Annotated in this window: 22 protein-coding genes and 7 tRNA genes; 17 read left to right on the top strand and 12 right to left on the bottom strand. The window is 51.9% G+C overall.

Translation table 11 applies throughout. The features are described from left to right. Window positions 1-37: 37 nt before the first annotated feature. Window positions 38-1,336, top strand: coding sequence for a serine--tRNA ligase (gene serS, locus Q3O59_RS07610; RefSeq protein ID WP_305944989.1), 1,299 nt, complete (start codon window positions 38-40; stop codon window positions 1,334-1,336). A gap of 4 nt (window positions 1,337-1,340) precedes the next feature. On the opposite strand, the gene Q3O59_RS07605 is transcribed toward serS, so the two are convergent. The 5 genes from Q3O59_RS07605 to Q3O59_RS07585 all read right to left on the bottom strand — a co-directional run bounded on the left by Q3O59_RS07605 (window position 1,341) and on the right by Q3O59_RS07585 (window position 3,442). After that, complete coding sequence (locus Q3O59_RS07605) at window positions 1,341-1,676, bottom strand: TusE/DsrC/DsvC family sulfur relay protein (protein ID WP_305944988.1); 336 nt, start codon at window positions 1,674-1,676, stop codon at window positions 1,341-1,343. Continuing rightward, the gene (locus Q3O59_RS07600; RefSeq protein ID WP_305944987.1) at window positions 1,658-1,930 is read right to left on the bottom strand and encodes a DsrH/TusB family sulfur metabolism protein; all 273 of its coding nucleotides are present in this window, start codon (window positions 1,928-1,930) and stop codon (window positions 1,658-1,660) included. Before Q3O59_RS07600 ends, Q3O59_RS07605 begins: the two co-directional genes overlap by 19 nt. Before the next feature lies 1 nt (window position 1,931). Beyond that, window positions 1,932-2,294, bottom strand: a complete 363-nt coding sequence (locus tag Q3O59_RS07595; protein ID WP_305944986.1) for a DsrE family protein — start codon at window positions 2,292-2,294, stop codon at window positions 1,932-1,934. Next, window positions 2,294-2,668, bottom strand: coding sequence for a DsrE/DsrF/TusD sulfur relay family protein (locus Q3O59_RS07590; RefSeq protein WP_305944985.1), 375 nt, complete (start codon window positions 2,666-2,668; stop codon window positions 2,294-2,296). The genes Q3O59_RS07595 and Q3O59_RS07590 overlap by 1 nt, the downstream gene beginning before the upstream one ends. A gap of 108 nt (window positions 2,669-2,776) precedes the next feature. After that, window positions 2,777-3,442: a Bax inhibitor-1/YccA family protein gene (locus Q3O59_RS07585; protein WP_228589630.1), complete on the bottom strand. Its 666-nt coding sequence runs from the start codon at window positions 3,440-3,442 to the stop codon at window positions 2,777-2,779. A 211-nt stretch (window positions 3,443-3,653) separates the two neighbouring features. On the opposite strand from Q3O59_RS07585, the gene Q3O59_RS07580 reads away from it, so the two are divergent. The 10 genes from Q3O59_RS07580 to Q3O59_RS07535 all read left to right on the top strand — a co-directional run bounded on the left by Q3O59_RS07580 (window position 3,654) and on the right by Q3O59_RS07535 (window position 9,295). Continuing rightward, window positions 3,654-3,744, top strand: a tRNA-Ser gene (locus Q3O59_RS07580). Between the two features lie 70 nt (window positions 3,745-3,814). After that, window positions 3,815-3,905 (top strand) — tRNA-Ser (locus Q3O59_RS07575). A 206-nt stretch (window positions 3,906-4,111) separates the two neighbouring features. Further along, entirely contained in the window at window positions 4,112-4,756 is a 645-nt protein-coding gene (gene uvrY / locus Q3O59_RS07570) for a UvrY/SirA/GacA family response regulator transcription factor (RefSeq protein ID WP_305944984.1), read from the top strand. Window positions 4,757-4,782: 26 nt separating this feature from the next. Further along, window positions 4,783-6,597 carry an excinuclease ABC subunit UvrC gene (gene uvrC / locus Q3O59_RS07565; RefSeq protein ID WP_305944983.1) on the top strand — a complete coding sequence of 605 codons (1,815 nt, stop codon included), beginning with the start codon at window positions 4,783-4,785 and terminating at the stop codon, window positions 6,595-6,597. Window positions 6,598-6,628: 31 nt separating this feature from the next. Beyond that, window positions 6,629-7,201: a CDP-diacylglycerol--glycerol-3-phosphate 3-phosphatidyltransferase gene (gene pgsA, locus Q3O59_RS07560; protein ID WP_305944982.1), complete on the top strand. Its 573-nt coding sequence runs from the start codon at window positions 6,629-6,631 to the stop codon at window positions 7,199-7,201. A gap of 122 nt (window positions 7,202-7,323) precedes the next feature. Beyond that, window positions 7,324-7,399, top strand: a tRNA-Gly gene (locus tag Q3O59_RS07555). Between the two features lie 20 nt (window positions 7,400-7,419). Continuing rightward, window positions 7,420-7,493: transfer RNA gene (locus Q3O59_RS07550), tRNA-Cys, on the top strand. 35 nt (window positions 7,494-7,528) lie between these two features. Continuing rightward, a tRNA-Leu gene (locus tag Q3O59_RS07545) sits at window positions 7,529-7,615 on the top strand. A 31-nt stretch (window positions 7,616-7,646) separates the two neighbouring features. Continuing rightward, a tRNA-Gly gene (locus Q3O59_RS07540) sits at window positions 7,647-7,722 on the top strand. A 631-nt stretch (window positions 7,723-8,353) separates the two neighbouring features. Then, a complete protein-coding gene (locus Q3O59_RS07535; protein ID WP_305944981.1) occupies window positions 8,354-9,295 on the top strand; it encodes a hypothetical protein in 942 nt (313 codons plus the stop codon). A gap of 198 nt (window positions 9,296-9,493) precedes the next feature. Here Q3O59_RS07535 and Q3O59_RS07530 read toward each other — a convergent pair whose 3' ends face one another. After that, window positions 9,494-9,790: a hypothetical protein gene (locus Q3O59_RS07530; RefSeq protein ID WP_305944980.1), complete on the bottom strand. Its 297-nt coding sequence runs from the start codon at window positions 9,788-9,790 to the stop codon at window positions 9,494-9,496. Between the two features lie 305 nt (window positions 9,791-10,095). Between Q3O59_RS07530 and Q3O59_RS07525 the strand changes: the two genes are divergently transcribed. After that, window positions 10,096-10,171, top strand: a tRNA-Gly gene (locus Q3O59_RS07525). Window positions 10,172-10,222: 51 nt separating this feature from the next. On the opposite strand, the gene Q3O59_RS07520 is transcribed toward Q3O59_RS07525, so the two are convergent. Further along, window positions 10,223-11,662, bottom strand: coding sequence for an SLC13 family permease (locus Q3O59_RS07520; protein WP_305944979.1), 1,440 nt, complete (start codon window positions 11,660-11,662; stop codon window positions 10,223-10,225). 178 nt (window positions 11,663-11,840) lie between these two features. Between Q3O59_RS07520 and Q3O59_RS07515 the strand changes: the two genes are divergently transcribed. After that, window positions 11,841-12,806: an aldo/keto reductase gene (locus Q3O59_RS07515; RefSeq protein ID WP_305944978.1), complete on the top strand. Its 966-nt coding sequence runs from the start codon at window positions 11,841-11,843 to the stop codon at window positions 12,804-12,806. A 69-nt stretch (window positions 12,807-12,875) separates the two neighbouring features. Here Q3O59_RS07515 and Q3O59_RS07510 read toward each other — a convergent pair whose 3' ends face one another. Both Q3O59_RS07510 and Q3O59_RS07505 read right to left on the bottom strand, forming a co-directional pair. Then, window positions 12,876-15,089: a hypothetical protein gene (locus tag Q3O59_RS07510; protein ID WP_305944977.1), complete on the bottom strand. Its 2,214-nt coding sequence runs from the start codon at window positions 15,087-15,089 to the stop codon at window positions 12,876-12,878. A 118-nt stretch (window positions 15,090-15,207) separates the two neighbouring features. Next, complete coding sequence (locus Q3O59_RS07505) at window positions 15,208-16,857, bottom strand: electron transfer flavoprotein-ubiquinone oxidoreductase (protein ID WP_305945127.1); 1,650 nt, start codon at window positions 16,855-16,857, stop codon at window positions 15,208-15,210. Between the two features lie 321 nt (window positions 16,858-17,178). Between Q3O59_RS07505 and Q3O59_RS07500 the strand changes: the two genes are divergently transcribed. From Q3O59_RS07500 to Q3O59_RS07485, 4 genes are all read left to right on the top strand, one after another. Beyond that, window positions 17,179-17,934, top strand: coding sequence for an electron transfer flavoprotein subunit beta/FixA family protein (locus Q3O59_RS07500; RefSeq protein WP_305944976.1), 756 nt, complete (start codon window positions 17,179-17,181; stop codon window positions 17,932-17,934). Then, the gene (locus Q3O59_RS07495; protein WP_305944975.1) at window positions 17,931-18,857 is read left to right on the top strand and encodes an electron transfer flavoprotein subunit alpha/FixB family protein; all 927 of its coding nucleotides are present in this window, start codon (window positions 17,931-17,933) and stop codon (window positions 18,855-18,857) included. The genes Q3O59_RS07500 and Q3O59_RS07495 overlap by 4 nt, the downstream gene beginning before the upstream one ends. Window positions 18,858-19,009: 152 nt before the next feature. Continuing rightward, a complete protein-coding gene (locus Q3O59_RS07490) occupies window positions 19,010-19,504 on the top strand; it encodes a GNAT family N-acetyltransferase (RefSeq protein ID WP_305944974.1) in 495 nt (164 codons plus the stop codon). A gap of 37 nt (window positions 19,505-19,541) precedes the next feature. Continuing rightward, window positions 19,542-19,988, top strand: a complete 447-nt coding sequence (locus Q3O59_RS07485) for a hypothetical protein (protein WP_305944973.1) — start codon at window positions 19,542-19,544, stop codon at window positions 19,986-19,988. Here the strand turns inward: Q3O59_RS07485 and Q3O59_RS07480 are convergent. Genes Q3O59_RS07480 through arsC form a run of 3 tightly spaced genes read right to left on the bottom strand, consistent with a single transcriptional unit; the run spans window position 19,985 to window position 21,350 of the window. Then, window positions 19,985-20,425 (bottom strand): DUF2069 domain-containing protein, encoded by a 441-nt coding sequence (locus Q3O59_RS07480; protein ID WP_305944972.1) that lies wholly within the window; start codon window positions 20,423-20,425, stop codon window positions 19,985-19,987. The two genes, Q3O59_RS07485 and Q3O59_RS07480, sit on opposite strands and share 4 nt — an antisense overlap. Further along, a complete protein-coding gene (wrbA, locus tag Q3O59_RS07475; protein ID WP_305944971.1) occupies window positions 20,422-21,006 on the bottom strand; it encodes an NAD(P)H:quinone oxidoreductase in 585 nt (194 codons plus the stop codon). Before wrbA ends, Q3O59_RS07480 begins: the two co-directional genes overlap by 4 nt. After that, window positions 21,003-21,350: an arsenate reductase (glutaredoxin) gene (arsC, locus tag Q3O59_RS07470; protein ID WP_305944970.1), complete on the bottom strand. Its 348-nt coding sequence runs from the start codon at window positions 21,348-21,350 to the stop codon at window positions 21,003-21,005. The genes wrbA and arsC overlap by 4 nt, the downstream gene beginning before the upstream one ends. Window position 21,351: the final 1 nt, after the last annotated feature.

Genomic DNA, 21,351 nt, shown 5'->3' with positions numbered 1-21,351 from the left:
GGCCCTGTGGCCTTTTAGCCTGGAAGTTAGAAACCCTATGTTGGATGCAAAGTTTTTACGTGGCGAACTCGCCCAAACCGCAGAGCGCCTGGCCAGTCGAGGCTTCTCATTGGATGTGGCTACCTTAACCCAGCTGGAAGAGCGCCGCCGTGAATTGCAGGTCCGCACTCAGGAATTGCAAAATCAGCGCAACAGCCGCTCGAAAGAAATTGGCCTGGCCAAAAGCCGTGGTGAAGACATCGCTCCATTGTTGCAGGAAGTCGCTGGCCTTGGTGAACAACTGGACAGTGCCAAACAGGCACTGGATGCGCTCTTAGCCGAGCTGGAGCAGATCAGCCTGAGCATTCCCAACCTGCCGGATCCATCGGTACCGCACGGCAAGGATGAAAACGACAACGTCGAAGTGCGCCGCTTCCTGGAGCCAACGACCTTTGATTTTGAACCCAAAGATCATGTCGATCTCGGGGAAGCGCTGGACAAGGGGCTGGACTTTGAAAGTGGCGTCAAGCTGTCCGGCACGCGCTTTGTGGTGATGCGTGGCCAGATAGCCAGGCTTAACCGGGCATTGACGCAGTTTATGCTGGATTTGCACAGCAATGAGCACGGCTACAGCGAGATGGTGGTGCCTTATCTGGTCAATCATGCCAGCCTTTATGGTACTGGCCAGCTGCCAAAGTTCGGCGGTGATTTGTTCCACACCAAGCCGGCCACCGAAGAAGGTCAGGGCATGGCTCTCATTCCTACTGCCGAAGTGCCTTTGACCAACCTGGCGCGCGATACCATCTTTGATTTGGCAGAGCTACCGGTCAAGATGACGGCTCATACCCCGTGTTTTCGCAGCGAAGCCGGCTCCTACGGCCGGGATACCCGTGGTCTTATTCGTCAGCATCAGTTTGATAAGGTTGAGCTGGTGCAATTGGTGCACCCGGATCACTCGATGCAGGCGCTGGAAGAACTGACTCAGCACGCCGAGCGGGTATTGCAGCTGTTGGAATTGCCGTATCGGGTGATGCTGCTGTGCACCGGCGATATGGGCTTTGGTGCCTGCAAAACCTACGATCTCGAAGTCTGGTTGCCAGCGCAGCAATGTTATCGTGAGATCTCTTCATGCAGCAACATGGGCGATTTCCAGGCCCGCCGGATGCAGGCGCGCTTTCGACTGGCGGAAGGTAAGAAACCCGAACTGTTGCATACTTTGAATGGCTCAGGCCTGGCGGTAGGTCGTACTCTGGTTGCGGTGCTGGAAAACTACCAACAAGCCGACGGCTCCATTCGGGTGCCGACCGTGTTGCAGCCTTACCTGCAAGGCCAGACGGTGTTAACTGCCGAAGGCTAACCGGTTAAAGACAGCGGGCAGGCTTCGGCAGGCCCGCGATGCGGGTGGCTTGCTTGGCCGGGCCATCCGGAAACAGCATAAACAAATACTTGCTGCTGCCTTTTTCAGGTCCGTACTGGCTTGCCATGGCTTTAACCAGCAAGCGGATGGCCGGTGAGGTCTGATGATGCTGGTAAAAGTCCCGCACAAAATGCACCACTTCCCAATGCGCATCGGTCAGCTCGATGCCTTCCTGCTCGGCAAAATAGCCGGCTAAGTCCTCATTCCAGAGCGTTAAATCGGCCAGATAGCCGTGTTTATCCAGCGGGATCCGCTGGCCGTTCACTGCAACTTCGGCCATAACACCACCTGATTTGCCTGGGCTGCCAGCGCAACCCAGTCTGCATCGTTAATAGCCTGCCAGCTGGCAGGCAGTTTTAGCCCCCGGCTCTGCAGATCGGTTGCCAATACCAGGGTGCGGCAGGGCAGAGTCGGCCAGTCCAACGGCAGGGTGTAGCAGCCATCCTGACGCAACAGCAACACATCGCTGGGAGTAAGTTGCGCCAGCAGTGCCAGGCCGGGCAGCTCCGGGTATATCCAATGCAGCAGTTTCATATTAAAAAGATACCACCTGAGAAAAATGACTTAATTGCTGCTGCCAGTCTGGCTCGGCCAGCAGGGTGCCGTCGTAAGCCAGCACAGCGGCATCGGGTAGATAGCGCGCCAGGCTGTGCTGACAGACCCAAGGCGCAGGCAGCTCGTACAATGGCAAGAGCCCCAGCTGTTTGCTGCAATCTTTTAGCTGCAAGCTTTGGCTAAAGTCGGCATGGGGTTGCAGCAACACCACGGCAGGGCCAGTTAACAGCAACTGTGCCGGCTGTTCCACGGCCGCCAGCGCCAACAGGTAATCCAGGGCTTCGCGCGCCCGACTGCTGTTGTAGGGGCTGCTATGCAGCCAGACAAGGGTTGGGCCGGCCATCAGAACTGGATTACCTTGTCACAGCCATCAAGGCGCATGGCATGCTCCGCCAGCCCAGCCAGCTGATAACTCTGTGGCTTGCTCTGTGCAGTAGTAAAAGTAACCAGGGACAGCCCACGTTTCTCCGCTGCGGTACTGCAAAACAGCAAGGGAATTTGCTGCGCTTGGCAAAAGTCTGCCAATAAACCGGCGACATTGGGTTCATCGCTGGGCAGATCAATGTCCGGGCTCGCCGCCAGCACCGCATCACGATACAAAAAAACATGGTCGATGCTGTGCCCGGTCTCAATGGCAGAGCGGGCAAAGCGCAGGCAACTTTGAAAAGCCTGGCCACCCAATGGTGATTCGGTCAGCAACAAAGCAAAGGTTGTCATAGGCCTCCAGAGTTGCCAAAAAAAATGCCTCGCAATAAAGGAGGCATTTTACTGAAAAACAGCGCCAGCACCAAGTCCATCAACCTGGCTTGATGCTGGTTCAGTGCTTTAATCGTTGTTCAGCACACCCAGCAGGCTAAGCAGGTGAACAAAGATATTAAAGATGTTCAAATACAGGGCGACTGTGGCACGGATGTAATTGGTTTCACCACCGTGAATGATGCGGCTGGTATCAAACAGGATCAGACCCGACATAATCAGAATCACCGCCGAGCTGATGGCCAGCGACAGAGCTGGGATCTGCAAAAAGATGTTAGCCAGCACCGCCAGCAGCACCACAATCAAACCGACAAACAAGAAGCCGCCCATAAAAGAGAAGTCTTTACGGGTCGTTAGGGCGTAAGCCGACAGCGAGAAGAAAATCACCGCAGTACCTGCCAAGGCTTGCATAATCAGGCTTGGGCCATTGGCCAGACCAACGTAGTAGTTCAGCATTGGGCCTAATGAAGCGCCAAGCAAGGCGGTAAAAGCAAAGATCCAGATAATGCCGCTGGCTTTATCGGCTTGCTTGTTGACGACGAACAGCAAGACAAAGCCAGCAATCATGCAGACCAGGGAAGCCATGGGCGAGATATTCAGCGCCATAGCAAAGACGGCAGCAATGGCACTGACCGCCAGCGTCATGCCGAGCAGGAAATAGGTATTGCGCAGCACTTTGTTGATTTCAACACCACGGCTCACCGAGCTGATGGTTTGGGTTTCTCTGTACGACATACAGGTCTCCTTGTACTTGTTGCCTAATTTTAGAATCGGGACTTCGTTAAAGCTTTGATAACTATCATACCCGCTAAGTTCCCTAAGCTCTAGTGCTTCCGTGGCAAAGCCGATGCAAAAAAGCAAATTGGTGAAAAATTAGCTGGCTGAATGCAAGAATGTCAAAAAGGGCTTTTCTTTGGGCTGCAAACTGATTAGTATACGCCTCGCTGGAGGGATGGCAGAGCGGTTGAATGCACCGGTCTTGAAAACCGGCGTGGGTTAATAGCCCACCGAGAGTTCGAATCTCTCTCCCTCCGCCATTTTTACCGGTTGGCTAAGCCCGTTAAAAATGCACTGTGATTAGCCCCCAGTACCGTATTGGGTTGTGCCGGAGGGATGGCAGAGCGGTTGAATGCACCGGTCTTGAAAACCGGCGTGGGTTAATAGCCCACCGAGAGTTCGAATCTCTCTCCCTCCGCCATTTTCTTCTTCCTCTGTTGCATCCCTTTCTTCCCCTTAATTTTTCAGTAAAGTTTTCGTTCCAAATTCCGACCGGATCTGGCAGACTAGCAGCCATAAAAATTGTGACAATAGATTGCAGACTCCCTGCAACCAGGTCGAGTAAATGGCTGTTCTCGACTAGACTCAATATAACGAATAACTAAACCAGTGAAGCGGAGAAGCAGCTTGATTAACGTACTTATTGTCGATGATCATGAGCTTGTTCGGACTGGCATCAGTCGTATACTTAAGGACGAGCGTGGTATCAAGGTGATAGGCGAAGCTGGTACCGGCGAAGAAGCTCTGCAATTTTGTCGTCAGCACACCCCGGATGTGGTGCTGATGGATATGAACATGCCGGGAATGGGCGGCATGACAGCCACCAAGCGGATCCTGCACTTTTGCCCGGATGTGAAGGTGTTGGCCTTGTCGGTGACCTGCGAAGAGCCGGTACCCACCAAGGTGATGCAGCTGGGCGCAGCCGGTTTTATTTCCAAGAATGCGGCGCCTTCCGAAGTCGTTTCTGCCATTCGTAAAGTGCATTCAGGAGTGCGGCACATCTCCGATGAAGTGGCGCAAAAGATGGCGCTTAGCAAACTCAATCATCAGGGGCAGAACCCCTTTGACGAGCTGTCCGATCGTGAACTGCAGATTATGCTGATGATCACCCGGGGTGAAAAAGTCAATGACATTGCCACCCAGCTCAACGTCAGTGCTAAAACGGTCAACTCCTACCGCTATCGGATGTTTGAAAAGCTGTCGATCAATGGTGATGTGGAGCTGACGCATCTGGCATTGCGCCACGGGATGATCGATATTGCCAAAGCCTGATGGCACAGTCCGCTGGTCCAGCCCTGATGTTTGATGCCAAAACCTTTCTACCTCAGGTACCGCAGCAGCCGGGTGTGTACCGGATGCTCAATGCCAAAGGCGTAGTCATCTATGTGGGCAAGGCAAAAAACCTGAAAAAACGCCTGAGCAGTTATTTTCGCGCTCAGGTCGACAGCATTAAAACCAGGGCTCTGGTCAGTCAAATCGCGCAGGTTGAACTGACCCTGACCGACAGCGAGACCGAAGCCCTGCTGCTTGAAAACAACCTGATTAAAGCGCACAAACCCAAATACAATATCTTGCTGCGCGACGACAAATCTTACCCATACATCATCCTGACCGAGCACAAACACCCACGATTAATGTCGCACCGGGGTGCTCGCTCGGTACCAGGCCAGTATTTTGGCCCGTACCCCAATGCCGGCGCAGTCTGGCAAAGCCTGAAACTGATGCAAAAGCTGTTTCCGATCCGTCAGTGTGAAGACAGCTACTACCAGGCCCGAACCCGGCCCTGTTTGCAATACCAATTGAAGCTGTGCTCGGCACCTTGTGTCGGCAAGATAGCCGATGCCGACTACCAAGAGCAGGTGCGGTTGGCCCGGTTATTTTTAACCGGCAAAGATCAGCAAATCCTGGCTGACCTCGTGCAGCAAATGGAGGCGGCCAGCCAGCAGCTGGCCTTTGAAAAGGCAGCTCGCTTGCGCGACCAGATCCAGGCACTGCGCCGGGTGCAGGAGCAGCAGTCGGTCAGTGGCGATCATGAAGAAATGGACGTGGTCGGCAGCTGCTTGTTGCATGGGAACGCTGCTGTGCATCTGCTCTTTATCCGCCAGCACAAGGTGATTGGCAGCAAAACCTATTTTCCCAAGCTGCCGGCCAACACCGCAGAAAATGAAGTTTTGCCAGCTTTTTTAACGCAGTTTTATTTGCAGCGGATGGGGGGGCAGCAGATCCCGAAGGAAATCGTGCTGGCACAATTACCCGAAGAAACCGAAGTGCTGCAGCTGGCCATCAGCAAGTTGGCAGAGCGGAAAATTCGTCTGACCACAGCCAAACGGGGTGAAAAAGCGCGCTACCTGGCGCTGGCCCAAAAAAACGCCCGTATCGCCTGTGATGGCAAAGTCAGTCAAAGTCAGAAAGTCCGGCTGGGGTATCAGGCATTGGGCGCTTTGTTTCAGCCCGCTGCCAGTATTCAGCGCATGGAGTGCTTTGATATCAGCCATACGCAGGGCCAGGATACCATCGCCTCTTGCGTGGTGTTTGATGACAAAGGAGCCAATAAAAGCCTGTATCGGCGCTACAATGTCAAAGGGGTGACGGCAGGGGATGATTACGCGGCGATGGATTTTGCGCTGCACAAACGCTACGGCAAAGTGACCGATGCGTCGCAATTGCCGGATTTGGTGCTGATTGACGGCGGCAAAGGCCAGCTGCAGCGGGCCATCGACTTTTTCAGCCAGCAGGACTTCAGCCGTTTGCCTCTGTTGATGGGGGTGGCCAAAGGCGAGGGGCGAAAACCTGGCCTTGAAACCTTGCTGATTCCGGGACAGACCGCGGTGCAGCTGGCAGCTCATGATCCTGCTTTGCATCTGGTGCAGCAGATCCGGGATGAAGCGCATCGCTTTGCGATAACCGGTCATCGCAATAAGCGAGGCAAAACCATGCTGAAAAGTCCGTTGGAACAAATCAGTGGCATCGGCCCGAAGCGACGTCAGACATTGTTGCAATATTTGGGGGGCTTGCAAGGAGTGCAACAAGCCAGTGTCGAAGAATTGAGCAAAGTACCCGGAATTTCCCGGCAACAGGCCGAAACCATTTACCAGCAGCTGCATAGCAAGTAGCATAGGACCAATTCGCAATGAGAAGTCGTGCATGATCAACATTCCCAATTTGTTAACGCTGTTTCGCCTGCTGCTGATTCCGGTGTTTTTGTGGCTGTTTTATTCCGGGCTGGAGACGGCAAAATTCTGGGCAGCGCTGGTCTTTGTGCTGGCTGCCATCACCGATGCACTGGATGGCTATCTGGCGCGCAAACTGGAGCAGTCCACCCCTTTTGGGGCCTTCCTTGATCCTGTCGCCGATAAGGTGATGGTGGTGATGGCGCTGGTGTTGGTGACGGTGGATTTGCAAAGCTTGTGGATGACGATACCGGCGCTGATCATGATCAGCCGTGAAATCATTATCTCGGCGCTGCGCGAATGGATGGCAGGTCTTGGCCGCCGCTCCAGTGTGGCAGTATCGGGCAGTGGTAAGCTCAAAACCATTTTCCAGATGGTGGCGCTGATTGGCTTGATTTGGCAGCCTGGTGCTGTCTGGCTAAGCTGGGTGATGCCACTAAGCTGGGGACTGCTCTACATCGCAACTTTGTTAACTTTGACTTCGATGTTCCAGTACGTCTATGCCTCGCGCAACGACTTTGGCAGCGAGCCGGAGCAGGGGAGCTGAGGCGGCTTTAGACTAGCAGCTAAAAAAATAAGCAGTCGATCAGCAATGTGACAATTTATTGTTGACTGACTGCTTGAAACCAGTAGAATGCGTCACGTGCTCAGGCACTTGTGCAGGACAATGCGAGTATAGCTCAGCTGGTAGAGCGCGACCTTGCCAAGGTCGAGGTCACGAGTTCGAACCTCGTTACTCGCTCCAAATACGCAAATCCTCACAGCGGCGGGTTGGCAGAGTGGCCATGCAGCGGATTGCAAATCCGTCCACCTCGGTTCGACTCCGGGACCCGCCTCCATTGCTTGATGCACAAATTGCTTCAAAACGTTGTCTGCCCGGGTGGTGAAATCGGTAGACACAAGGGATTTAAAATCCCTCGAGGGAAACCTCGTGCCGGTTCAAGTCCGGCCCCGGGCACCATTTACTGCAACCAGAGCAGTAAATCAGATTTGCGAGTATAGCTCAGCTGGTAGAGCGCGACCTTGCCAAGGTCGAGGTCACGAGTTCGAACCTCGTTACTCGCTCCAATTCCGCGTTTTAGCCCGTCTTTAAGGCGTTTCAATCAACCTGACATTTCCTCAACACGCAGACGAACCTAGCCTTTATCAAGCTAATTTTTGGCTCGCCAACTGTACTGGTATTTTGGACACTATGGTCTAACTATGTCTTCCCCGGTCCATATCCAGTCATTTGCTTTGTGATTTCAGTTGGTATCGGCTGAGCTCTGGTCACAAAGGCGAGTTTGCTGGTAGAGTGGGTTTTGTATTGATTGTTGCGAGTGCTGAAGGGTTTATAGATAGGTATTCCTGTCTTTGTCCGGTCTTACGTTTGCTGTGAAGGCAACCTGATTTTCATAGCTTAGATCGGCTCTGTGCCAATTGCAGATATTTATTTACCTTTCATTCGAGACTTAATTGCTGCGTTTATATTATATCCTATGCATTGATAATGCCTACCAGTGCTTTGATAGACGGTTGAACCTGTACTTGTCGGCCGAATTATCATCAATTATATCTATAAGCTGTTGTAAGCCCTAAGATAAAGGAGTAGTGTTCTTTATAACAAATTTACAAAAGCAGGTTGATCTGTGTTTAATTACAGGGCGACCTGCCGAATAAGTGTTAAACATCTATTATTCACTCGGAGGTGGGATCGCTAATGGCTGATAAGGACTTGTTAGTACTTGTAGGCGCCGGTGCGTCCTTTGGCCAGCATGATAAGTTCAGGCCTCCTTTAGGAGCCCGCTTAGCCGAGCACTTGCGCAGAAAAGATAGCAGATTCTCGGCAATAGAGAATTTCACAAAGGTCGAGTGCGGCGAGGATTTCGAAGAATGGATCTCGAAAATCGGGAATTGCCCTGAGGCTTTCACTGGTTCGGTAGCCGTAGTATCCCATTTCTTTAGGCAGTTCAAGCAGGTGCACAAAAGATCTCGATATTACGACCTAATATCAATAATCGGCGCTAAGAATATACAGCGAGCATCCTTCGTCTCTTTGAACTATGAGTCACTTCTAGAAATAGCCCTCCGCCGAAACGGCTATATATTGGACTGGGGGTCTTCTTCTATAAAAGGTGATAGATTTAATTCATCGAAGGAAGGTGAAAAAGTTCCATTCTATAAGCCTCATGGCTCGGCGCACTTTATTGCGCTTCTCGGAAGCGGTCCTGCAACCCCACAGGCAACGACTCTTGACCTCACATCCAAAATTCATATGGAAACGGATGTTATGGATCCAACCTCTATGGTTTTTCATGAAAATGTCCTGTCGGTAATTAGCGCCTACGAAGCTGAGAAGCGCAACCCATTTAATAACCCTTTCGTGGATGAGATTAGGGAGTCGACGCAGAAGGCTGCTAAGTCAGCGAAAACTCTACTGGTTATCGGGGTTAGATATATACCGAAAGATGCATTTTTGCCGAAGGTTTTTGGTTCCGCTTTTAAGTCAGGACTACAAATTGGATACATCGGTAGTTTGGCTGATTTTGAGGGTTACAAGGCGGAATTTGAGAGTGAAGATGTTGTAGTCTCTCATCTTGGGGAATATTTCGATGGGTCGAGCTTGCAGCGGATAGAAGAGTTCCTTGAGTGCACGATGTGATTATAAATCAATGCTTAACCAATGTGTCAACGGGACCGGTTTTCCGCTGGCGATCCAAACCGGCCCGTTACACAGACGTTAATATCCGCTTCTCGCTCAAAGCAGACTTATCCGTAGCTGCTTCAAGAAGTTCCTCAAGCTTGAACTAGGGTTTTGCAGTACTTAGCGAGCGTTAAACTTCTGGGTATTAAACTATGCTCAAGGTTTATCTTTTCCGCTTTTCTTAATGGGCGAATCAACGCTCTTTAAAACGTGTTTCATTATGATAGCGCCAACTCCCATAAAAAAGGTTGTTGCGATTGCTTGAAGTAGGTTGTTTTGATCGAGAGATTCATGCAAATGGTTTGAATTTTCTTCACAGCAATCTACGTCTTTGAATGCATCATCATAATTAATTCCTTCTTGATTACAGAGCTCTTCTAATGAAGAGTATGTTCCGTTATCAAGCATTTCCTGGTAATTATCATAAAGTTCAGATTCTTGAATATCTGACATTTAATTTTCCTTAACTGGCTTATTCAGCATTTTAACTGTGCAAAAAACGTTAATATTAATTATAGACTAAAAATTACAATCAAATACCAAGTGAGTCCAAAAGCTATGTGTAATGCATGTGCAGCAATTGACAACATTTCGAATTTTAAAGGTACATCCGATGATGTCATTCAAAGCACAAATGACTTCAAACCGAAACAGCATGAAGCCTGTGAGCGTTTTAAAATCCCTCGAGGGAAACCTCGTGCCGGTTCAAGTCCGGCCCCGGGCACCATTTACTGCAACCAGAGCAGTAAATCAGATTTGCGAGTATAGCTCAGCTGGTAGAGCGCGACCTTGCCAAGGTCGAGGTCACGAGTTCGAACCTCGTTACTCGCTCCAATTTCTAAAAAAGCAGCCTGATGGCTGCTTTTTTGCTTTGAACCCCTCGGTTCAGAAACTAAACACCAACTCGACCAGCCAATAGCAAAACAGCGTAATCACAGCGATGGCCATGATGTTGAGCGCAAAGCCGGCTTTGACCATATCGATGATCTTCAGCTTGCCAGAGGCGAAAACAATGGCATTGGGGGGCGTGGCCACCGGCATCATAAAGGCACAACTGGCTGCCAGAGCCGCAGGGATCACCAGCATGCCGACGCTGGTGTCCAGCGCCAGTGCGACTGGCCCCAGCAAAGGCAAAAAGCCTGCGGCGGTGGCTGTGTTGCTGGTCACCTCGGTTAAAAACACAATGATGCTGGTCACCAAAAGCACCAGCAGCAAAATGCTAATACCGTCCAGACCACCCACTTGCAGCGCAATGTAATCGGCCAGGCCGGATTTTTGAATTTGTCCGGCCAGTGCCAAGCCCCCACCAAACAACAGCAGAATGCCCCAGGGCAGTTTCTTGGTGTCGTCCCATTGCAGAATACGCTGGCCGCTGCGCCAGTTCACCGGCACAATAAACAGCAGACAGGCAGCCATGATGGCGATGATGGTATCGTCCAGAGGCCAACCGGTTTGGCTTTGCACGAACTCACGGGAGATCCAGCCTATAGCGGCGAATAAAAAGACCATCAAAACGCGTTTTTCACCGGTACTCATGGGGCCAAGCTGTTGCAGCTCGCTGTGGTACAAGGATTTGGTATCGCTCAGGGTTACCTGATCCAGCCGAAATGCCAGTTTGGTCAACCACAACCAGCACAAAACCAGCAGCACACTGGCAACCGGGACCCCAAGCAACATCCAGCGAGCAAAACCAATCTGAATGTCGTAATTGCTTTGCAGGTAGGCAGCCAGCAGGGCGTTGGGAGGAGTGCCTATCAAGGTAGCAACACCGCCGATACTGGCTGAATAGGCAATCGCCAGCATGATGGCGGTACCAAAGCCATTGCTGGTTTCACTGTGGCTTTGTTGCAGAGCCAGAATCGACAGGGCGATGGGCAGCATCATCACCGAGGTAGCTGTATTGGACATCCACATCGACAAAAAGGCCGTCACCACCATTAAGCCGGCAATTTGTTGGCTGGGATTGCTGCCGACAATCAGCATCACATGCAAAGCGATGCGTCGATGCAGCTCCCAGCGTTCCATGGCAATGGACAGCAAAAAACCGCCTAAAAACAAGAAAATCAGCGGGTGTGCATAGGGTGCGGTGACGGCGCTCAATGCGTCCAGCCCAAGCAGCGGGATCACGACAATGGGCAACAACGAGGTGACAGGGATGGGCACGGCTTCACTGATCCACCAAATCGCCATCCAGAGTGTTAGCGCCGCCATCAGCCAGGCGTGCTGGCTCATGCCATCAAAAGGCACCTCCAGGCTGCTGAGCAGTAAAAAGCTGAGCGGGCCAGCCAACAAGGCGAACAGGTAGCTTGGTTTGGATGATGGCATGGGATTTTGCTGCGTGCTAAAGACAATTGCTGTTTAGTCTAAGGCCATGCGCGCTTTGCTGCAATAAGGCTATACCCAAGTAACCTCAAGATGCGTCTCTGAAACTCGCATCTTGAGGTTACTTGGGTATATAGTGGCAATAACTTCAAAACAGCGAGAACGTGAACAAGGTGGGTGTATGAAATTTCCATTGCAGGCGGCTTTTCCCGCTGCCAGTCGCCTGGTCTATGGCTGCATGCAGCTCGGTGGAGCCTGGGACAATACTGAGATTAGCAACGAGCAGCGTCAACGGGCTTTCGCAGCCTTGGACGCTGCGATTGATAGTGGCATCTACTGTTTTGACCATGCCGATATTTATACCCTGGGTAAGTCCGAACAGGTGTTTGGCGACTACTTACGCCAGTCAGGCTGCGCCCGTGAGCATCTTTTTATTCAAAGTAAGTGTGGCATCCGGCTGGCAAAGGATGAGCAGCCGGGCTACTACGACTTTTCGCCTGTGCATCTGGAGCGCAGTGTTGAGGCGTCGCTGCAGCGGTTGGACTGCGATTATCTGGATCTGCTGCTGTTGCACCGGCCCGATCCGCTGATGGAACCCGAGCGGATTGCGGAGGTGTTCAATCGGATGCAGCAGCAGGGCAAGGTGCGGGCTTTTGGCGTATCCAACATGGCCTGGCCGCAAATGAAGCTGTTGCAACGTGCCCTGGAGCAACCTTTGCTGGTCAATCAACTGGAAATGAGCCTGGCCAATTACCATTGGCTGGAGGAGGGGATCTTAACCGGTATGCCGGCTGGCAGCGATTGTCACTTTTCAGCCGGCACGGTTGAGTACTGCCAGTTGGAGCACATTCAACTGCAAGCCTGGGGCAGTCTGGCGCAAGGCGTATTCAGTGGGGGGCGTTATCCGCGAAATGATGCTGAGCAAGCCACTGCAATTCTGGTGCAGCGTCTGGCTGCGGCTTACCAGGTGTCAGCAGAAGCAGTGGTGCTGGCCTGGTTAATGCGCCATCCTGCTGCCATTCAGCCTGTGATTGGCACCACCTCGGTGCGGCGTATTCAGGCCTGCCAGCAAGCCATGCAAGTGGAGTTAAGCCGCGAGCATTGGTATCAGCTTTACACTGCGGTACGCGCTCAGCCACTGCCTTAAGCAAACGGATAAAAATAACCCCAGGCTTAATTGCCCGGGGAGCAAGCAGCAAGTGTTAAGCCAGGCGAGCTAGCCTTTTTTATCGTCCGAGCTCTTGGAACCGGCTTTGGCCGGTGCTCCATTAAGCGAAATGACCTTGGTTTTGCTGATTTTGTGACGGTAAATCTCCCGTAGATACTTGATGGCTTTTTTCACGTTATCACGTGAGAGCCGGATATCGTTGATGGAGATAAACTTGTCTTTGCTGTGGATCAGCTCACGGTACTTTTTCTCGTACATAGGTTTAATGGCGTACCAGTTGGTATCCAGAATTTTCGCCGGGTTTTCATGCTCGTGCAGCATGCTGTCGATCAAAGCTTCATCAAACTCGTCGCTGCGGATAAAGTCGAGCATGGCCTCGTCCAACTGGTCATCAAACCGGTAGTTGTCTTTGGCAAAGCAGCGTTTGATGTAGGCTGCGATCAAGGTCAGGAAGTCATCGCTTAAACAGGGACTTTTCACGATCAGAGTTGTCAGCGAAATATTGGCGGATGCCCCAATGACCAGCGCATAGCGTTTTAAGGTGGTGTTGGGGAACAAGCTATTTAAGTGCGATTTCAACCGGTTCAGATCCATGTACGACAGCTTGTAGTCCTTCGGCAAGGAGACGATTGAGACCACGGATGAACAGTTTTTGAAGAAGTGCAGATCTTTTAACTCGCTGGCGTCATAGCCATTTTTCTGGTAATTGGCCAGGGTCTCGCGATAGCGCTTCGACTCAATCGGCAGCAAGCTGATGCCCTCAATGGCCTGTGTCACCTTGTTAAAGTGTGGCAAGTCAATGGAGCGGAAAAACAAGTCATCAATATTCAGGCCTGTGGCCGTTTGTTTATCGAACAGTTTTGTTTTTTCAGCACCACCAACATCGTTGGGCATCACCGATTCGGCATAGGCCACTGCCACTGGGCCGGCCAGACTCATAAAGAGATCATTGGCATCAAGTCGGATGGTTTCACCAATGTCGATGCCGGCACGGCGGAAATAATTTTCATCGTAGTCGGTGGTGACGGCCTGGGCGGTCAAAATGTTGAAAATTTGCTGCGAAATGTACTGATTGGCGTACTTTTCCATGGCGTTGACATCAATATGCTGAATATCACCATCGTCGGTTTCTTCAGCATAACGCATGATGTCGTTGGAGATCAGCATCATGGCATTCCAGGGCCGGATACGGTGCATCACACTGGCATCGCGGCTTTCTTCCTGGTCAAAATTGTACGAGAAGTCCCATTCTTCGGCCAGGTACTTGCAAAGCAAGCGGCCTGCGTTGATGTGCAGTGCCTCGGACATTTCGACACCATGATCGGAAATGTTGGGTAGGATGCAGATGCCACTGGTAAAAATAGGCTCAAAAACAAAAGAATGCCCGCGGTTTTCTTCATTTTCTGGTAGGGTGCGGGTGTCGAAGGTTTTGCTCATGTAGGCGTATTGCTGCGCTAAGCCAAACTCAGACGCCATCCCTGAGCCGGTACCACCGCCAGCGCTGAAGATATAAAAATACAGCCGGGATTGGTTGGCTTTGATGCCACAAGAGTCGATTAGATACGAATGAATGAATTTCCAATCGCTGTTGGAAAAACGCTGGGTATCTTTATTCAGAATAATCTTGGCCAGATACTGGCCCAAAATAGGGGCGTTACCGGCACCACCAGCATGAACTTCGGATAAGTCCATAATCTTCATTTTGGTGTAATCGTGCAGAAAGCCGCTCGACTCCCCTTTATTGGAAAAGCGAATCCGACCTTCGATGTCTTTATCCAGATCGCCCAGCATCACCAAAGGTTCGATTAAGAACACTGGCTTTAAACTGTTGGAAGGCTTGAGATGCAGGCTGCGTTTAATCCAGCGCATTGGCCGGTATTCCTGCTCGCGGTTTTGCTTTTCTTCGTTGTTGAACTCATTGAGGTAAAAATTGCGGGCGTTGTAAACCAGCGAAGCAACATCCAGCGCAATGTTCGAGCCGCAGCGCCCTAAACCAATTAAGCAGACGGAAGGGAAGTGTTGTTGCTTGGGGGCGCTGATTTCATGTTCGGTACCCGTGGTAGGAAACACGGTTTGTCGCAAGGAGTCCAGGTTGGCCAGGATGCGGTTTAAATCGCGTTCGGTAAAGTACATGTAGCGCTCTTGCCCAAAGGTCGCGGCACTCTGGGCAACTTTACTGCTGGCGGCTGGGCGGACGGCAATGACGTCATCTTCCGGCTGCTCAATGGGCTCAGGGGGGAGGACAGGTGTTCGTTTGGTCATAGCGCAAAATCCTGCTGTTTAATTGTTAAATGACCTATTAAAAGTAGACTGCTTTGTGGCCGAACACAAAATCAATGCAAAATGGCAGAAAAAAGGGAGCACTTGGCTCCCTGAATCCTTACATATTGGGGTAATTTGGACCCCCCGGGCCTTCTGGGGTGACCCAGGTAATATTCTGCGCCGGATCTTTGATGTCACAGGTTTTGCAGTGAATGCAATTTTGCGCGTTAATCTGGAAACGCACCTCGCCTTCAGCTTCCTCAATCACCTCATACACTCCTGCCGGGCAGTAGCGCTGGGCGGGCTCGCCATAGCGCGGTAAATTCTGGCGGATTGGAATGCTGGCGTCCTTCAGCTTTAAGTGGCAAGGCTGCTTTTCTTCATGATTGGTGTTGGATAAGTACACCGACGACAGGCGATCAAAACTGAGCACATTGTCTGGTTTCGGGTAAGGGATAGGCGAACAGGCACTGGCCTCTTTCAATTGGGCGTGATCCAGGCTGTCGTCTTTTAAGGTCCAGGGCAATTTGCCATCAAACCAGTTCTGCTCGATGGTATTGTAAGCGCCACCCCAGAAGGTGCCAAACTTGTGCATGGCCGGGCCAAAGTTACGCGAACGGTACAGCTCTTCATACAACCAACTTTGCTCAAAGCGTTGTTGGTGACTGCTGAGATCTTTACCACCTTCATCGCCACCTTGCAAAGCCTCGAAAATGGTTTCGGCTGCCAGCATGCCGGACTTCATAGCAGTATGGTTGCCCTTGATTTTGGCGAAATTCAGAGTGCCGGCTTCACAGCCAGCCAGGAGTCCGCCAGGGAAGCTCATTTTGGGCAGGCTGTTCAAGCCGCCTTTGGCAATGGCTCTGGCACCATAGCTGACGCGCTTACCTCCTTCGAGGTACTGCTTCATCACTGGGTGCTGTTTAAAGCGTTGGAACTCCTCGAAGGGGCTTAAATGTGGGTTGCTGTAATTTAAGTCGACAATCAAACCTACCAAAATTTGCTGGTTTTCGGCATGGTACAGGTAGCCTCCGCCCGAAGTGTCTTTATCCAGTGGCCAGCCGGCGCTGTGGACCACCAAACCCGGGTGATGCTTGCTGGCATCCACATCCCAGATCTCTTTAAAACCAATGGCGTAATGCTGCGGGGAGCGGTCTTTTTCCAGCTCAAATTGTGCCAGCAGTTGCTTGCCCAAATGGCCGCGACAGCCTTCAGCAAAAATGGTGTATTTGGCGCGCAGCTCCATACCCGGTTCGAAACTGTCTTTTGGGTTGCCATCGACATCCAGGCCCATGTCGCCGGTAATAATGCCTTTGACCACGCCTTCTTCGACGATAAGCTCTGACGCTGGAAAACCGGGGAAAATTTCTACCCCGAGCTGCTCGGCTTGTTCAGCCAGCCAGCGACAGACGTTGCCCATCGATACAATGTAGTTGCCGCTGTTGTGCATGGTTTTAGGTACCGCAAAAGCCGGCAGCTTTTTAGCCTGGCTTTCCGATTGCAGCAGGTAAATGTCGTCGTGCACCACCGGCGTATTCAGGGGGGCGCCAAGCTGTTGCCAATCGGGCAGCAGTTCTTGCAGTGCTCTTGGCTCAAAGACAGCTCCGGATAGAATGTGGGCACCGACTTCGGAGCCTTTTTCTACCACACAGACCATCAGTTCCTGTTCTGCTTGCTGAGCTTGTTGCATCAGGCGAATGGCTGCAGACAAACCAGCCGGACCGGCACCTACAATCACTACGTCAAATTCCATCGATTCTCTTTGCACGTCCACAGCTGACCTCTATCTCTATTGTTTATTATCTGGCGTTGTTCGGGCTTTTTAGGGATACCCCGTTGCTGGCATCCTGGCGCTGATTTTTATCAATTTTGCCCCGATTTGTGACGATTTGCTACTCGTCTATGCAGGGACTGGATGGTATTATTTACGGCGAATTCAGCATGAAACCACCAGTAAAGCCTATTGCAGGTTGACGTTTACGTCAACAGTAAGTAGATTGTGAGCTCGTTCTGCTGGGTAAGTTTACCTTAGCGTCAACCTGGCTGCCAGCAGCCGTTGACGGTTTCCCCTGTGCAATGTGAGGAATCTATGAAAATACTAGTGCCGGTTAAACGGGTCATCGATTACAACGTCAAGGTTCGGGTGAAAGCCGATGAGAGTGGCGTGGATTTAACCAATGTGAAAATGGCACTGAATCCATTTTGTGAAATTGCGGTTGAGGAAGCGGTTCGTTTAAAAGAAGCGGGCCAGGCGACTGAGGTGGTGGTGGTCTCTATTGGCAGCAAGGCCGTGCAAGAGCAATTGCGGACTGCACTGGCTCTGGGGGCCGATCGTGCTATTCAGCTTGAAACTGAGGCTGAGCTTGACTCCTTGCAGGTTGCCAAGCTGCTGCACAAGCTGCTGGAAAAAGAGCAGCCAGAGCTGGTGATCATTGGCAAGCAGGCCATTGACTCCGACAACAATCAGACCGGCCAGATGCTGGCTGCCCTGGCAGGCATTGGCCAGGGGACTTTTGCCTCCAAGGTCGAACTGACCCCGGACAGCAAGGTTCAAGTGACCCGTGAAGTGGATGGTGGTTTGCAAACGGTAGAACTGAGTTTGCCGGCTGTGGTGAGCACGGATCTGCGCTTGAACGAACCACGTTACGCTTCCTTGCCAAACATCATGAAAGCGAAGCGCAAGCCGCTGGAGGTGATCCCGGCCGATAGCCTTGGCGTGGCTTTAACCTCCAATGTGAAGCTGTTGAAAGTTGCTGCGCCGGCAGGCCGCAGTGGTGGCATCGTGGTGGAGTCGGTGACCGAGCTGGTTGACAAACTGAAGAATGAAGCGAAGGTGATCCAATGAGCATCCTGATTATTGCAGAGCATAACAACCAACAGTTAAAGCCGGAAACGCACAAAACGGTGCATGCTGCCCGGCAAATTGGTGGTGATATTCACTTGTTGGTGGCTGGTGAGGGGTGTCAGAGCGTGGCTGAGCAAGCCAGCAAGTTGACAGGAGTCGGCAAGGTGTTGGTGGCTGACCATACGGCCTACGGTCATCAGCTGGCTGAAAACATAGCGGCTTTGGTATTGGAGCTGGCCGAGGGTTACAGCCATATTCTGGCTGCTGCGACCACCACAGGTAAAAACTTTTTACCCCGGGTTGCCGCTTTATTGGATGTGGCTCAGATTTCCGACATCATTGCTGTAGAGTCGGCTGATACCTTTGTCCGTCCTATTTATGCAGGCAACGCCATTGCGACCGTGCAATCATCCGATGCGGTTAAGGTGATCACTGTGCGCAGCTCTGCCTTCGATGCCGTGACAGAAGAGGGCTCTGCTGCGATCGAGTCGGTCTCGGTGATCAAGGATCTGGCGGTATCGCGTTTTGTCAAAGACGAGTTGACGGTTTCCGAGCGCCCTGAGTTGACGGCGGCCCGGGTGGTGATCTCAGGTGGACGCGGTATGCAAAATGGCGACAACTTCAAACTGCTGGACGGCATTGCCGACAAATTGGGTGCTGCCATTGGTGCATCACGGGCAGCTGTAGACGCCGGTTTTGTGCCGAACGACATGCAAGTGGGTCAAACCGGTAAGATAGTGGCTCCTGAGCTTTACATCGCGGTGGGTATCTCCGGTGCTATTCAACACCTGGCAGGTATGAAAGACTCCAAGGTGATCGTGGCCATTAACAAAGATGCGGAAGCGCCCATCTTCCAGGTTGCCGACTATGGTCTGGTAGCTGATCTCTTTACCGTATTGCCAGAGTTGGAAGCTCAACTCTAATCCTCGTTTGGGCAGGTACAAATGATCTTGTGCCTGCCACCTTCCCGCTATATGCTGCTGATAACTACCAAAGTCCGTTGAGCCTGTCTAAGCAAGGCCGATGGCGTTCTCTGTTAATATTCGGATACATTTTTTCACAGAAGGATGCATTGATGCCGGTTATAATCCGTCATGCTGAACTGGCTGATGCCAGTGCTTTGCAACAAATTTACCAAGAGCCCAGCATCTATGCCAATACCCTGCAGCTGCCTTTGCAAGCCCAGGCCCATTGGGAAAAGCTCTGTCAACCGCAACCAGGTTTCTACAATTTTGTCGCTGAGCTGGAGGGGCAAGTGGTTGGGCAGTTGGGATTGCAACAAATGCAGAACCCACGACGCCGTCATGTGGCGGATATAGGTATGGCTGTTTCTGAGCCTTACCAAGGGCAGGGCATTGGCTCCAGCTTATTGCGTGCGGCATTGGACTTTGCGGACAACTGGCTGGCGATTCGTCGTATGGAGTTGCAGGTGTATTGCAGCAATGAGGCCGCAGTGGCTTTGTACGAGCGCTTTGGTTTTGAAGTTGAAGCTGAGCTGACAGACTACGCTTTCCAGTACGGCCGGTACGTTGCCGTATTGCAGATGGCACGAATTACTATCCCGCGGTAGCGACAATTGAGTGCTGCTACCGGAACAGGAGTTTATGATGATCAAAAATTCCGGGTTTACGGCACTCTGGCTGGTTGTCGTTACGGCATTGGCAGGATGTGTGCAATTGACAGAAGAACAACAGCGAGCAGCACTGCTAAGCGAGTTTGATGGCTCCTTAGCACAACTGCAGCTGAATTTGCGTCAGTTGGAGCGCCGCCTGGGCCACCTCACCGACGACAAAAGCTGCGAGCAGGACAGCCACTGCAAAGTGTTGGCGAAAGGGGTGCGGCCTTGTGGTGGCCCAGAGCAGTTTTTGGTGTATTCAGCCCTGGGAACGGATGAGCCGTTGCTGCTGCAAACCAGTGAGCAGTTCACGCTGCTGCGTCAGCAGCAACATCAACGATTAGGGACCATCAGCAGCTGTGAATTAGTGCTGGAACCTGTTGCCAGCTGCCAGCAGCAGCAGTGTGTGTTGCAGCAGCTGGAGTATGCCGGGCGTTAAGGCCTGGGATCATCTTTTAACCGTGGAATTTTGCGGCCCAGCTCCTGGCCGCGAAAGCGGGCATAATAGGTGCAGCCAAAGAACATCATTAGCGCCAATACCAATTCCAGTACCGACAACCAGAAATAGAGCCCTGCGGCCACCCACAAATTGGTCAGACTATGAATAAAGTAGATCATCACAATAAAGTTGGCCCAGGCAAAGGTGTAGGGCTCCCCTTTAAGGATGCCTGGTAATGGGAACCACAAAGGCAGCCACAACAGCAGCAATAAAACCATTGGATTGCCAAGGCTCGGTGGTGCCAGCCAAAGCAGCCACAAAGGAATTAAGGCAAAAAGTCCAAAGTAGCCGATACGGCCCAGCCATAAAAACTGTCTGGTTTTGTCCGCCATTGGCAGCTCGGATGTTTGAAGGTGTTCTGGTTTACCAGCATTCATGAGACGGCTTGCTCCTGATGCAATTGTTGGGCGAAGCGGGCAACGCGCTGGCCTAAAGCCAGGCAAAGTGCCTGTTCGTCTTGATGGAATGGTTTGTCGCCAGTCAGCCCACTGACGTGACTGGGCCCATAGGGAGTGCCCCCTTGTGGGGTGCTGTTCAGTGCCGGCTCACTGTAGGGCAGGCCGCACAGCAGCATGCCATGATGCAGCAAAGGCAGCATCATGCCCAGCAAGGTGGCTTCATTGCCGCCGTGCATGCTGCCGGATGAGGTGAAAACCGCGGCTGGTTTATCAATCAGGCTGCCGCGGATCCAATGCTGACTGGTTTGATCCCAAAAAGCTTTCAAAGGTGCGGCCATCAAACCAAAACGCACCGGGCTGCCAACAATCAGAGCATGACAATTTCGGATATCGTCTTCACTGACCACTGGATGCACAGGTTGTTCGTTTGGGTCCAGGGGCTGGATTGAGCGTAGCCGGGCTTCTGCCCCGGTTTGTTGTACGCCAATGGCAATTTTTTCCGCCAGCCGGGTGACAGAGCCGTGTCTTGAGTAATACAAAATCAGCACCTGCACCGTCATGCGAGCAGTTCCAATACCTTTTCGGGTGGACGGCCTATCACGGCGCGGCTGTCATCAAAGATCACCGGACGCTCCATCAGTTTAGGCTGCGCTAGCATGGCTTCGAGCAGGGCATCGTCGCTAAGTTCTGAATTGTCGAGCTGCAAGCTTTGGTAAGCCTCTTCTTTGGTGCGCAGTAAGTCCCGTGGCGTTATTCCCAGCTTGGTAACCACCGCGGTCAATTCTGCCTTGCTCAATGGTGTTTTTTGGTAGTCAATCACCGTCAAGTCTGCTTGGTGTTGCTGCAACAAAGCCAGCGCCTGACGGCTTTTGGAACAACGCGGGTTATGGAGAATGGTCAGCATA

The organism is Alkalimonas delamerensis (assembly GCF_030717955.1).
In the GTDB taxonomy this organism is placed as follows: domain Bacteria; phylum Pseudomonadota; class Gammaproteobacteria; order Enterobacterales; family Alteromonadaceae; genus Alkalimonas; species Alkalimonas delamerensis.
This window is presented reverse-complemented; position numbering and strand designations above follow the sequence as displayed.

Excerpts from the sequence above, each read along its gene's own strand:
- serS (WP_305944989.1), top strand. The coding sequence starts at position 38 with ATGTTGGATGCAAAGTTTTTACGTGGCGAACTCGCCCAAACCGCAGAG.
- Q3O59_RS07605 (WP_305944988.1), bottom strand. The coding sequence starts at position 1,676 with ATGGCCGAAGTTGCAGTGAACGGCCAGCGGATCCCGCTGGATAAACAC.
- Q3O59_RS07600 (WP_305944987.1), bottom strand. The coding sequence starts at position 1,930 with ATGAAACTGCTGCATTGGATATACCCGGAGCTGCCCGGCCTGGCACTG.
- Q3O59_RS07595 (WP_305944986.1), bottom strand. The coding sequence starts at position 2,294 with ATGGCCGGCCCAACCCTTGTCTGGCTGCATAGCAGCCCCTACAACAGC.
- Q3O59_RS07590 (WP_305944985.1), bottom strand. The coding sequence starts at position 2,668 with ATGACAACCTTTGCTTTGTTGCTGACCGAATCACCATTGGGTGGCCAG.
- Q3O59_RS07585 (WP_228589630.1), bottom strand. The coding sequence starts at position 3,442 with ATGTCGTACAGAGAAACCCAAACCATCAGCTCGGTGAGCCGTGGTGTT.
- uvrC (WP_305944983.1), top strand. The coding sequence starts at position 4,783 with ATGTTTGATGCCAAAACCTTTCTACCTCAGGTACCGCAGCAGCCGGGT.
- pgsA (WP_305944982.1), top strand. The coding sequence starts at position 6,629 with ATGATCAACATTCCCAATTTGTTAACGCTGTTTCGCCTGCTGCTGATT.
- Q3O59_RS07535 (WP_305944981.1), top strand. The coding sequence starts at position 8,354 with ATGGCTGATAAGGACTTGTTAGTACTTGTAGGCGCCGGTGCGTCCTTT.
- Q3O59_RS07530 (WP_305944980.1), bottom strand. The coding sequence starts at position 9,790 with ATGTCAGATATTCAAGAATCTGAACTTTATGATAATTACCAGGAAATG.
- Q3O59_RS07520 (WP_305944979.1), bottom strand. The coding sequence starts at position 11,662 with ATGCCATCATCCAAACCAAGCTACCTGTTCGCCTTGTTGGCTGGCCCG.
- Q3O59_RS07515 (WP_305944978.1), top strand. The coding sequence starts at position 11,841 with ATGAAATTTCCATTGCAGGCGGCTTTTCCCGCTGCCAGTCGCCTGGTC.
- Q3O59_RS07510 (WP_305944977.1), bottom strand. The coding sequence starts at position 15,089 with ATGACCAAACGAACACCTGTCCTCCCCCCTGAGCCCATTGAGCAGCCG.
- Q3O59_RS07500 (WP_305944976.1), top strand. The coding sequence starts at position 17,179 with ATGAAAATACTAGTGCCGGTTAAACGGGTCATCGATTACAACGTCAAG.
- Q3O59_RS07495 (WP_305944975.1), top strand. The coding sequence starts at position 17,931 with ATGAGCATCCTGATTATTGCAGAGCATAACAACCAACAGTTAAAGCCG.
- Q3O59_RS07490 (WP_305944974.1), top strand. The coding sequence starts at position 19,010 with ATGCCGGTTATAATCCGTCATGCTGAACTGGCTGATGCCAGTGCTTTG.
- Q3O59_RS07485 (WP_305944973.1), top strand. The coding sequence starts at position 19,542 with ATGATCAAAAATTCCGGGTTTACGGCACTCTGGCTGGTTGTCGTTACG.
- Q3O59_RS07480 (WP_305944972.1), bottom strand. The coding sequence starts at position 20,425 with ATGAATGCTGGTAAACCAGAACACCTTCAAACATCCGAGCTGCCAATG.
- wrbA (WP_305944971.1), bottom strand. The coding sequence starts at position 21,006 with ATGACGGTGCAGGTGCTGATTTTGTATTACTCAAGACACGGCTCTGTC.
- arsC (WP_305944970.1), bottom strand. The coding sequence starts at position 21,350 with ATGCTGACCATTCTCCATAACCCGCGTTGTTCCAAAAGCCGTCAGGCG.